This is a genomic window from Nocardia sp. NPDC059154, from assembly GCF_042755705.1.
Lineage (GTDB): Bacteria > Actinomycetota > Actinomycetes > Mycobacteriales > Mycobacteriaceae > Nocardia.
On the sequence record NZ_JBHZCS010000003.1, the window covers coordinates 267,663 to 279,125 of the forward strand.

Genomic DNA, 11,463 nt, shown 5'->3' on the forward strand with positions numbered 1-11,463 from the left:
CGACGAGCTTCAGCGTCTCTCGGCTGAGCTAGCCGCTATGGACGTCATCTAGACCAATTCAAGGGAGTTTCCCGCTATGGCGGATCTTGCTTCCGCCGCGAACGGCGGAACTCATCTCGAAATCTTGAAAGCGCTCCGAGACCGGCTCATCCGATCGATGGACGAAGCGTCTCCGGGTGTCATTCCCCAGTACGCCAAACAAATCTCAGACCTGTCTAGGGAGATCTCTGAGCTAGAACCGAAAAAGACCGAGGCAACTCAAGTTGACGACTTCCACGAAGCATTCGAATCAGCTTCATGACATAACCGGTGTACAGACTCCGCTTAGACGCGTAGAGAACCTGGGGAACACCGCTCGTGCGGAAGTCGGTATCAAGTTCGTAGCCCGGTACGGGCTCCACCTCGATCCGTGGCAACAACTTGTTCTGAAGTCTTGGTTGTCATACGGACCGAACGGGAAATTCTCTCACCAAGTCTGTGGTCTCAGCGTTCCTCGCCAGAACGGCAAATCCGCTCTGTGTGAGGCCCGTGCACTTATCGGGATGGTTCTCCTAGGTGAGAACATTCTCTTCTCAGCGCACGAAGCGCGTACAGCGCGAACCTTCTTCCGCCGGCTCAAAGCGTTCTTCGAGAACGAACAGGATTATCCCGAGCTAGCCGAGATGGTGAAGGTCAACGGCATCAAGACCGCTCCCGGTCACGAAGCTATCTGGCTTCGTAAGAAGGACGCCAACGGACGCTGGAAAGACTGGGGTTCTCTCCAGGTCCTAGCCCGTTCTCGGGGCTCTGGCCGTGGTTTTACGGTTGATTGCATCATCTTGGACGAAGCCCAGGAATGCTCTGAAGAGTCGCTTCAGGCCATGGGGCCGGCGACCACCGTGGCCCGTAACCGGCAACGTATCTACTGCGGTACTCCGCCCTCCGAAGCGATGAACTCCGAAGTGTTCACCAACTTCCGTGACGCGTGTCTGACCGACCCGAAACCCAACGTTTCGTGGCTCGAGTGGTCAGCGCCGGATGGTTGTGACTTCGATGATCCGCAAGTCTGGGCTATGGCTAATCCCGCGCTCGGGATTCGCGGGTTCGATGCAACCGTAATCATGGATGACCGGGCGGGCTCCGATGAAGGTTTCGCCCGTGAACGACTAGGTATGTGGTCCGCCGCGATCACGGACACAGTTATCGATGCCGATACTTGGAATCTGGTTGCTGATGTCACGTCTTCGGTACTCGATCCAATCAGTATCGCTGTGGACATCTCTCCGGACCGTTCACAAGCGTCTATGGCTATCGCCGGTCTCCGGCCGGATGGCATGCATCACGTTGAACTTATCGAGAATCGTCGTGGTACCGAATGGATCATCTCGTATTTGACTTCGCTCGTAGCGGAGTGGGCTCCGTCCGCGGTTGTGGTGGACGGGCCGGCGTCTTCGCTTATCCCGGAGTTGTCCTCGCTTGAGGTACCGGTACACAAACTCACTGCTAGTGAGTTCGGCGCTGCATGCGGTTTCTTTTATGACTCGGTATTCAACCGGTCTCTACGGCATCCGAACCAACCTCCGTTGAACTCTGCGGTTGATGCAGCCCGCCAACGGCCGTTAGGCGATATGTGGGCTTGGGGACGTAGGACAGCGACTTCGGATATCACTCCGGTAGTCGCGGCGACCCTTGCTTTGTACGGATTCGTTTCCAATAAACAGCTGAAGCGAGCGAAGAAAACTCGTAAAGCGACGATTCTTTAAATCTGAGAGGCAGTATGGCTGTAGCTATTGCGCTGCCTTCGCTAGAACTGTCCGAAGATGAAAAGAAGCTTGTGACCGAGCTTCGTGGACGTATCGAGAAGTACGCCCAGATCAACGCTCGGAAGCAAGACTTCTACGAAGGTAAGCAAAAGGTCGAACATCTAGATATCGCGGTTCCGCCGCAACTGAAAGACTTGTTTGTCTCGGTTGGTTGGCCCGGAACGGTTGTTGACGTTCTCGAAGAGCGTCTTGACTGGCAGGGTTGGAACGCGGTCACGGGTGATCTTCTCGGTTTGGATGATATTTACCGTGACAACCTCCTAGCGCTTGAGAGTTCACGCGCTCATCTCGAAGCGTTGATCACGGGTACCGGGTTTGTGACTGTCGGTAAAGGCGATACCACGATCGGTGAGCCTGAAGTGCTCATCACGGTTGAATCGGCTTCGAGTACTACCGCGTTGTGGGATTACCGCACGCGGCGTGTGACTGCCGCTCTGAGTCAGACCCGGGACGAGAACAACAATGTGATCCTGGAGTCTTTGTATCTGCCGAATGAGACGATTCTCTTCGAGCGGGTAAACCGGAAGCTATCGGTTGTTGACAGGCAAGTTCACAACCTGGGTAGGGTTCTTGTATCCCGGCTCCGTAATAGGGACCGTGCGTTCGATCTAGAGGGCCGTTCGGAGATCACCAAGCCGGTTATGTACTACACCGATGCAGCGTGCCGAACGATGCTCGGAATGGAGATCAACCGCGAGTTCTACACCGCTCCACAGCGGTACGCGCTCGGGGCTGAACCGGAACAGTTCGGTGTAACCGAAGACTCCACGGCGGATGAACGAATCATGGCCGGCTGGAGAGTCGCTATGGGTCGGCTGAATATCATTCCGGCCACTGAAGATGGCGATATTCCGACCATGGGCCAGTTCAACCCGGCCCCACCTACGCCGTACATCGAGCAGATCAAGGCGTATTCGCAAATGGTCTCGTCTGAATCCGGAATCCCGGCTACGTACCTTGGCTTCGTTACCGAGAATCCGCCTTCAGCGGACTCGATTCGGCAAGCTGAATACCGTTTGGTCAAGCGCGCGGAGCGTAGGCAAGTCGCTTTCGGGCAAGCGTGGCGTGAAGTCGGGTATCTCGCGCTACTAGCGCGTGACCAGACCGTCAATCCCGATGACTTCAAGCGTATCGGTGTGAAATGGCGCGATGCTGCCACGCCTACCAGGGCGGCCGCGGCTGATGAAGCTATGAAGCTGGTCTCCGCTCAGATCCTTACCCCGGATTCGGGTGTCACGTATGACCGTGTGGGCTTGTCTCCGGAAGATCAGGAACGAGTCATTGAGGATAAGCGGAAAGCTCGGGTCAAAGAGCTCATCAACGGGCTTCCGGCGGCTGGTGCAGCTGCACGACAAGACCCGAATGCCACACAGATGGCTCAACAGGGTGTGAGTGGTGCTAATGGCACTACCGGTTAGTCTCGCGGATGTTGATGTCTTCCAGTCACAGATGAGTGACTTGGAAGCGATCATGATTCGGGATATCAATACGGAGTTCCGACGAGTCGGAAACCTCGATATCCATTCCCAACAGCGCTGGGTAGCCGATGCTCTCCCGGAGATCTGGACCCCCAAAGCGGTAGCCGCTAATGATCTGGCGGCTAACTGGTATCGGGAGCTCGCTCCGGAGCTCGCGTACACGGTTATCACGGTGGCGCTGCCTACCCCGAAGTCAATCGCGGGCCAGGTTGCTTGGGCATTCACTCAACACTTGGCGTTTCACGCTATTACTGCCGCGATGCAGCGGGACCTGTGGAATCAGGCCCGACGAACCGTGGAAGAGAACGCCAAAAAGGAAAAAGGCGCTAAGTGGGCCCGTCACGCTTCGGCGAAAGCGTGCCGGTACTGCCAAATGCTAGCGACACGTGGTCCTGTGTACGCGACCGAGCGGAAAGCCGCTCACGACGGGTACAAGAACACACCCGCATCGAAGTTCCATAGGCACTGTGATTGTGTCGCGGTCCCGGTTCGACCCGGACAGATATACACACCTCCCCCGTACGTGGATCGTTGGACAGACGATTACGAAAAGGCAGTAGCCATCGCGGGTGGAGAACGCAATCAGCAAGCCGTCATGGCCGCATATCGGCAAATGGACGGTTCTTAAACCTATTAACGCTTACGCCCGGCGGTTACGGGCGGTTTTCACACTGACGAGTTACGGAGATTATTCATGTCTGCTACTTCCCTGCCCGTGCATCCGATTACCGGCCTTCGTGCTATCGGAATTGGTAAGCGCGGTCCAATCTGGCCTGTCCGTGGTGGTTCTGTCGACACCCCATCTGGGACGCCAGCGCCGGAGTCGAAGCCCGTTAAGGAATTCGCTCCGATCACGTCGCAAGAAGTCCTTGATCACATCATCTCGGAGCGTCTTGGACGAGAGAAGGCGAAGTATTCGGACTATGAAGATATGAAGACGAAAGCCGACGCTTACGACAAAGACCAGGCGGAGAAGCTTTCGGAAATCCAGCGAGCGGAGAAGCGTGCTGCCGACGCTGAAGCCGATTTGGCTACAGAGCGTATCGAGCGGCTTCGCCTTGAGGTTTCGGCCGCTAAGGGTGTTCCCGCTGTTCTGCTGACTGGTTCCACCAAAGAAGAGATGGAAGCTGCGGCGGATGGACTGATCTCTTGGCGCGGCGAGATTCCGTCGGCCGGTAAGGGACTTCAGCCGAATCCCCAGCAAGGTACCCAGTCTTCGTCCAATAAGCCTTCTGCCCGGTCTATCGGCGCGGCTGAAGCTGAGAAGCGATTCGGCAAGAAGCCGAATCAATAATCATTCGAGAGATAACTAATGACCAGTATTTCTGTTAAGCAGAACCCTACGTTCCGGGGTGAAAACCGTAAGTGGCTGATCGGCCTGCATGGCACCGATCCGAGTGCTAACCCTTCGGTGACCCTGGACGTTTCGAAGTTCACTCAAGCGACTCATTACCCCGATGGCTTTATTGCTTCCGGAATGGTTCTCGGTCAGGTCACGGCAACCAAGCGTTACGGCCCGTATGACGCTGCCGCGAGCGACGGCCGGCAAATCGCGGTTGGTTTCCTTTTCGGCACTCTTCCGGTGACCGGAGAGACCAAGGTCGGTGGAGCGCTCGTGAAGCACGGCTTTGTTGATGCGGCTCAGCTCCCGGCTAACAACGGTCTGGACGCTGCGGCTCGTACCGCTCTGAAGCTGATTGACTTCACCAACTAAGGATTATTTGAATGCCTATTTTCTATGATGCTCCGGTTCAGCCGGATTCTCTGACTACGGTTATCCGTAAGCTTCCTACCCCTTCGGGTAACGTGCTTTCGGGACTGTTTTCGACTCAGTTCAAGCCGACCAACACCATTGATTGGTCGGAGATCACTCTGAAGAACCGGACGGCTAAGTACCGTGCGTTCGACGGACGGATTGTGCAGTCCGAGCGGGACACCGGTACCTCGAAGCGAGTGAAGCTTGCTCCGCTGAGCACCTCGATTGGTATCGGTGAGTACGAGCGTCTACAGCTGGAGTTCGCTTCGGTTGGTGGCACGTTCACTCAGCGTCTCGTGAATGCCATTTATGACGATGGTGTACGCCTGACCAAGGAAGTTCTGAACCGTATCGAACTTGCTTGGGGTGACGTCCTGCTGGACGGTAAGTTGACTATTAACGAGAATGGTCTAGAGTCCGAGGCCGATTACGGTATGCCGGGTAACCACACCGCCACTGCCGCGAATCTGTGGACCAGCATCGCGACTGCTACCCCGCTCACCGACCTTTCTACTTGGTCGGATACCTGGGTGGATACCAACGGTTCGAAGCCGGGTCGCTTCCTGACCTCCACCAAGATTGTTCGGGCTCTGCTGAAGAACAAGGAGATCATTGACGCGGTGTTCGGCTCCACCCAGGGCCGTACTCGTGTGACTATCCAGGATCTGAATGACCTTCTGGTCAGCGAGGGCCTGCCTTCGCTGCTGCCAGCGTATGACACCAAGCTGAACGTTGATGGCGTGGACGTGCGGGTTCTCCCGGATAACCGCGTGATCCTGCTGCCTGACAACCTGGATGACCTGGGTTACATGGCTTACGGCACTTCGGCTACTGCGCTGGAGCTTCTGAACGCCAAGCAAACCGATTTCTCGTTCGAAGAGAGCGCCGGAATCGTCGGAGTGGTTATCAAGGAAGGTCCGCCTTTCCGTCAGTTCACCTACGTGGACGCGGTGGGTCAGCCGATTCTTGAGGATGCCCGGAAGCTGTTCGTTTCGACGGTTGCCTAAGGGGTGACCGGATGAAGATTCGAGCTGATCTCGAAGGGTACGTGTACGCGTACCGACCTAACGGCGATGTGGTGCAGCTGGGTGCCGGGGATGAGATCCCGGCCGATATCAACGTCGGCTCTCACCTCCTGGACTCGGGCAAGGCTGAGCCTGCCCCGGAGCCGGAAACGGCTCCCGTGCCGGAGGAAGCACCTAGGCCACGCCGCGGACGCCCTAAGGCGGCTACCAGTGGCACTAGCGACTAGTGATGACGTTGCGAATGCCCTTGGGCTAACCCAGATTCCGCCCGATTCGGTTGGGCGGGTTGGGTGGCTTCTCGACACCGCCTCCGATCTTGTCTCGGGGTATCTGGAGCCCAGGGCGGTACCTACTCCGGTGCCGGATGAGATCCGCCGCGTAGTGGCGGACATGGTTGCCCGGTGTATCGATCCGTCTCGGGGTCAAACCGGTATTGCTTCTCAGCAGATGACCGCCGGCCCTTTCCAGGTGTCGCATACGTATAACGCGGACTCGACTTCCGGCGGACCGTGGATTTCCAAGCAAGACAAGATCCGGCTTCGCCGGTTCAAGTACTCCGCTGTGTCTGTGAGGACTTGGTAGATGTCCCTGTTTCCTACACCGTTCACGGTGCAAACCCGGAAGTTCAGTGAAGGGCCCGAGCGTGACCCGCGAGGTTCACTCGTGAAGAAGTGGGCCGCGGCTGTTCCTCAGCCGGTTATCGGTATTGGACCGAAAGAGCTCGCTACACAAGTGGAGACACCCGGGTATGACCGGGTGCCTGTCCGGCGGAAGTTGTACGTCCCTCAAGGGTTCGATGCTGGACCGCAAGACAAAGTGGAATGCCCGGATGAGCCCGGGAAAGAGTATTACGTAGACGGTTACCCGGAGAATTACAACCTTGGCCCGTTCGGCTTCCAGCCCGGTCTAGTCGTCCGTATCGAAAGGACAGAAGGCTAGATGGCTATCCAGGTTTACTCCGAGGAAGTACCCGATTACTCGATTCGATATGACTCGGGCACTTCGGTGTGTACGGAGGAAGTGTTCAACAACCTAGAAGTTGTGGACGCTCGCGGGGAGATTATCGCTGTCTATGCGGGCGGTAAATGGTCCGCTGCCGTGGTGGTGACTTAGTGACTGTTCGCATGAAGTGGAACCCGAACGCGCTCTACGAGCTCCGCACGGGCGGTAACGCGGTTGCGGAGGTTCGCTCCCGGGCTAACCGGGTGAAGGCTCGTGCTGAGTCCATGGGCGGTAAATACGTCGTCAAAGCGGGTGTAGGTGCCAAGCACCCTCAAGGCCGCGCACGAGCTTCGGTCTCTACCGGAGACATCCCTACCGCTCGTAAAAACGCGCGGACTCACAACCTGCTTAAGGCGCTGGATGCTGGTCGGTAGTCGTAGACACCCGGCTACGAGTGTTGTTGTCGCCTACCTGAGCCCTTTGCTTTCTGTTCCTGTGATGGATCACGGGCAATCCGCCCGTCCTGACTCGTTTGTGTACATAACGCGCGTCGGTGGACCTAAGAAAACCATTGTCACCGATGGACCGATGATCACATTCGAATGCTGGCATCCGGTGAGCGCTGAAGCGCTGGCTATGGAGGTTCTCGACCATATCGAGAACGCTCCGGGTGATTTCGTGCCGTATCTCGATGATGACGGTAACCAGCACCGGGCGTGGATCTCTTCGTATGAGGAAGTAGGGGCTCCGGCACAACACCGGGATTCGTCTATCCCGAATCTCGATCGCTGGGTTTTCACTGCCCGTTTGGGCATCGCAACCAATATGTAAAATTCTGCGCTGTTTCTTTACATACGGCGCTATTAGTGAAAGAAACTTTATGCCTACTGATACTAGTAAGGTTTATGTTCCTCAAGCGCCGAAGGTGAAGGGCGTTATCTACCGGGCTCCGCTGGGGACCACTTTGCCGACCGATGCGACTACCGCGCTTGCCGTTGCCTTTAAGGATCTTGGCGGTATCTCGGACGCTGGCATTATCAACGGCCAGGCCCGTGATGTGAAGAAAGTGAAGGACTTCGCCGGCGACATCATCGCCACCCCTCAGAGTGACTACTCCGAGACTCTAGAGGTTGAGTTCGTCGAGGCGACCAACCTTGAGGTTCTGAAGACCGTCTTCGGTGATTCGAATGTGACGCTGGTTCCGGCTACCGCTACCAAGGGTGCCGAAATCACTGTTGATCACAACTCTGAAGTTCTTCCGAAGTCGGTGTACGTGGTGGAAACCGTCAACGGCGCTGGCGTGAAGCGCATGGTTGCGGCCATTGCTCAGCCAACCAAGGTTGGCGATGTCACCCAGATCAATACCGACATTGTGAAGTACAAGGTGACTTTCGAGTGCTTCAAATTCGTTGACGGAACTACCGCGTTCAATATCCGCGAGTTCATCAACGACGGTAAGCCGACTCCGTAAGGCACTCACCCGGGCAATTCTCTTTGACCGGACCTGTCTTGCCCGGGTGGGCTGCGGTCCGTTCACCACTAATCAATCTTTGTAAAGGTCTGGTCATGGCTGTATTCGACGTCCCCGCGTCCGCCGGTAAGAAGAAAGAAAATCGATTCGCTTTCCGTCTGAACGGAAAGGTACACACCATCCCGAAGCTTGGCTTCATCTCGGGCGATGCCTCCGTGTTCGCTCGGGACAACCAAGACACGATGACTCTGCCGATGGTGTATCGCGAACTGATCGCGATTGAACGCCCGGAGATCCGTGAAGACCTGTTCAAGCTAGCCGATGACCAGGTTGTGTTGCTGGCTGACGCTTGGGTCCTGGAGTCGGGTGTCTCTGCGGGGGAATCGGAAGCCTCCGAAGACTCCTAGAAGAGTATCGGGGGCCGATTTCATTCGAGCTTCTGAAGATCGGTAAACACGTCCGGGATATCGGGACTGAAGAGCTGGATTGGGAAGAGTTCAAGTACTTCGTTGAAGAACTACCCCCAACTCCGGACAACGCGTTACACCGCGCTCGGTATCCGAAGTCCTGGTCATGGACCCCGGATATGGATCTTCTTTCACTCATTCTTTTGGCCGTGCAGGGCGCTAACTGGCAGCGCGCCCACGGCGACGATTCAACCCGGCCGGAGCTTATGACCAGACCCGTAGAGGACTGGCAGATAACTAAGCCACCCGAAGAGCCAGAAGAACAAGAATTCTCACTAGACGAGATTCGCGGGGAACTCGCGCGCCGAAAAGCCCTCGCTAACTAAGGGGTACGTATGTGCACGGTGGTTTCCTGCAACAAAGCGGAAGTTAATAACCGGGGGTGGTGCTGGGCGCACTACACCAGGTGGAGACGTTATGGCGATCCAGAGGAGCTCTCATATCGCAAAGGTCGTACGCCAGACGAGCGCTTCTGGGAATACGTCGAAAAGAAGTCCGACACAGAGTGTTGGATTTGGGTTGGCGGAAAGCTGACAGACGGGTACGGAAGCTTTCGTATCGATAACCGGAGTAAACCGGCACATCGTTGGCTCTGGGAGCGAAACAATGGACCTATACCGAGTGGACTAGTGGTGAGGCACAAATGTGATACGCCCGCTTGCGTTAACCCAAACCACCATGAGCTAGGGACACCTGCTGACAACTCGCGGGATGCGGTGGTTAGACACCGTACGGCGTCCGGTTCCAAAAACGGTAGTTCGAAGCTTACTGAGGTCAAAGTGCGGCAGATAAAAGCCGAGATTTCAGCGGGCGATACACAACAAGTAATCGCACACAGGCACGGCGTAACCGCCGGATGTGTTTCTCATATCGCCACAGGCCGGACCTGGGGCCATGTTCAACCTGAGGGGTGGTTGTCATCGCGGTAGAACTTGGCCATGCGTACGTCTCTCTATCTATTGAATCCAGCAAGATCCCTGGACAGGTAGAGAAGTCACTCAAGAGTATCGAGCCGATCGCAGAGCGGTCCGGCCACGGTATCGGATCTCGTCTCGCCGCGGGTATCGGAACCACGGTCAAGACTGCTGCGGCTGGTGTTGGACTCGCCGCGGGTGCGGCTCTCGGAACCGCTTTGTCTGCGGGTTTCCAGCGTCTTACCGCTATCGATGATGCCAAGGCCAAGCTAGAAGGTCTCGGCAACAGCTCTGAAGCCGTCGCCGGAATCATGGATTCCGCGCTAGCGGCTGTTAAGGGCACTGCCTACGGGCTAGGTGATGCCGCTACTATCGCGGCTTCGGCTGTAGCAGCGGGTATCAAGCCGGGTGAAGAACTAACAAAGTATCTGAAGCTGACGGCTAACACCGCCGCGTTGTCAGGTGCGTCCCTCGAAGAAATGGGACACATCATCAACAAGGTTCAGACTGCGGGTAAAGCTTACACCGATGACCTGAACATGCTCGGTGATCGTGGCATTCCGATCTTCCAGAAGCTCGCGGAACACTACGGTGTCTCTGCTGCAGCACTCTCGAAGATGGTTTCGGATGGCAAGGTCGACGCTAAGACCTTCCAGGAAGTTCTAACCCAAACTGTCGGTACTGCCTCTGACAACATGGGTAAGACCCTCACAGGTGCCAGGGCAAACCTCCGGGCCGCTATGGGCCGGCTAGGCGCTGGCGCTATGGAGCCATTCCTAGACCTGATGAAGACGGGTCTAGCGCACATGACCAGCTGGGCTGATAAAGCTACACCGGTCGTTAAGCGGCTGGCGGTTGGTGTCCGTGAGGGCCTGGGCGATATGGGCAATGCGTTCCGTACGCATGGCCAGTCCGTCACTGGTGCAGCGTCGAACTACGAGAAGTTCGGCATCAAAGCCCGACAAGCCTTCGATGGCATACAAGGCGTTTGGTCCCTGATCAAGGACGGCAAGTTCAAGGGCTCCGCGATGACTTTCGGTCTATCGGAGGACTCCGGCGCTGTCCGTGGATTGCTGAAGATCCGTGAAGGTGTCATCCGTGTCTGGGATGCCCTGAAGACGTTCGATACCTCGAAGATCAAGTCTTTGTTCTCGGACATGCGGACCGAAGGCGACAAGGCCGGAGCGGGACTCAAGAAGATCTCTGACCAGGCCGGCGGCTTCGACGGAGCCGTGTCCAAGCTTGGCAAGGCTCTAGGTAGCGTCACCACCTCGCTGGTTTCTCTGGCGGGTGACACGGGAACCGTTGCAGCGCAAGCGCTCAGGCTCATGGGCAACGGTATGAAGTACCTCGCGGATCACGCGGGTGTGGCTGCTACAGCCATGATCGGTTTTGTTGCCCTGCGCGGTCTCTCCGAACTCGCTACTACGTGGGGCAATATCGGTCGCGGTATTACCGGCATCTTCACGCCTGCAACGCTTTTGGCTACTCGGGCCCAGACTGCCGCTCTGGCTGAACACACTGCGGTGCAGCGGGCTTATCTCGCTGCTATCGGTGGTGAGGTTCCTGCGGCGGCTCAAACTATCCGGCAACGCATCGCGGGTGCTG

11 protein-coding genes are annotated in these 11,463 nt (G+C 56.7%); all 11 read left to right on the top strand.

Going from position 1 to position 11,463, the window contains the following annotated elements; all coding sequences use genetic code 11:
- Nucleotides 1–76 precede the first annotated feature (76 nt).
- Complete coding sequence (locus ACFXN1_RS04945; protein WP_379440673.1) at nucleotides 77–301, top strand: hypothetical protein; 225 nt, start codon at nucleotides 77–79, stop codon at nucleotides 299–301.
- 241 nt (nucleotides 302–542) lie between these two features.
- Nucleotides 543–1,742, top strand: coding sequence for a hypothetical protein (locus ACFXN1_RS04950; protein WP_379440675.1), 1,200 nt, complete (start codon nucleotides 543–545; stop codon nucleotides 1,740–1,742).
- Nucleotides 1,743–1,756: 14 nt separating this feature from the next.
- Nucleotides 1,757–3,220 (top strand): phage portal protein, encoded by a 1,464-nt coding sequence (locus ACFXN1_RS04955; protein ID WP_379440676.1) that lies wholly within the window; start codon nucleotides 1,757–1,759, stop codon nucleotides 3,218–3,220.
- Between the two features lie 754 nt (nucleotides 3,221–3,974).
- Nucleotides 3,975–4,574 carry a hypothetical protein gene (locus ACFXN1_RS04960; protein ID WP_379440678.1) on the top strand — a complete coding sequence of 200 codons (600 nt, stop codon included), beginning with the start codon at nucleotides 3,975–3,977 and terminating at the stop codon, nucleotides 4,572–4,574.
- 18 nt (nucleotides 4,575–4,592) lie between these two features.
- Nucleotides 4,593–4,994 (top strand): head decoration protein, encoded by a 402-nt coding sequence (locus ACFXN1_RS04965; protein ID WP_379440679.1) that lies wholly within the window; start codon nucleotides 4,593–4,595, stop codon nucleotides 4,992–4,994.
- A gap of 11 nt (nucleotides 4,995–5,005) precedes the next feature.
- On the top strand, nucleotides 5,006–6,043 hold the full coding sequence (locus ACFXN1_RS04970) for a major capsid protein (protein ID WP_379440681.1): 1,038 nt from the start codon (nucleotides 5,006–5,008) through the stop codon (nucleotides 6,041–6,043).
- A gap of 1,380 nt (nucleotides 6,044–7,423) precedes the next feature.
- Nucleotides 7,424–7,834, top strand: coding sequence for a hypothetical protein (locus tag ACFXN1_RS04975; RefSeq protein WP_379440683.1), 411 nt, complete (start codon nucleotides 7,424–7,426; stop codon nucleotides 7,832–7,834).
- A gap of 49 nt (nucleotides 7,835–7,883) precedes the next feature.
- The gene (locus ACFXN1_RS04980; protein WP_379440684.1) at nucleotides 7,884–8,474 is read left to right on the top strand and encodes a hypothetical protein; all 591 of its coding nucleotides are present in this window, start codon (nucleotides 7,884–7,886) and stop codon (nucleotides 8,472–8,474) included.
- Between the two features lie 95 nt (nucleotides 8,475–8,569).
- The gene (locus ACFXN1_RS04985) at nucleotides 8,570–8,881 is read left to right on the top strand and encodes a hypothetical protein (RefSeq protein WP_379440686.1); all 312 of its coding nucleotides are present in this window, start codon (nucleotides 8,570–8,572) and stop codon (nucleotides 8,879–8,881) included.
- A gap of 395 nt (nucleotides 8,882–9,276) precedes the next feature.
- Nucleotides 9,277–9,870: an HNH endonuclease signature motif containing protein gene (locus tag ACFXN1_RS04990; protein ID WP_379440687.1), complete on the top strand. Its 594-nt coding sequence runs from the start codon at nucleotides 9,277–9,279 to the stop codon at nucleotides 9,868–9,870.
- A partial coding sequence (locus ACFXN1_RS04995; protein WP_379463491.1) for a tape measure protein occupies nucleotides 9,852–11,463 on the top strand: 1,612 nt, incomplete at its 3' end. The genes ACFXN1_RS04990 and ACFXN1_RS04995, both read left to right, overlap by 19 nt.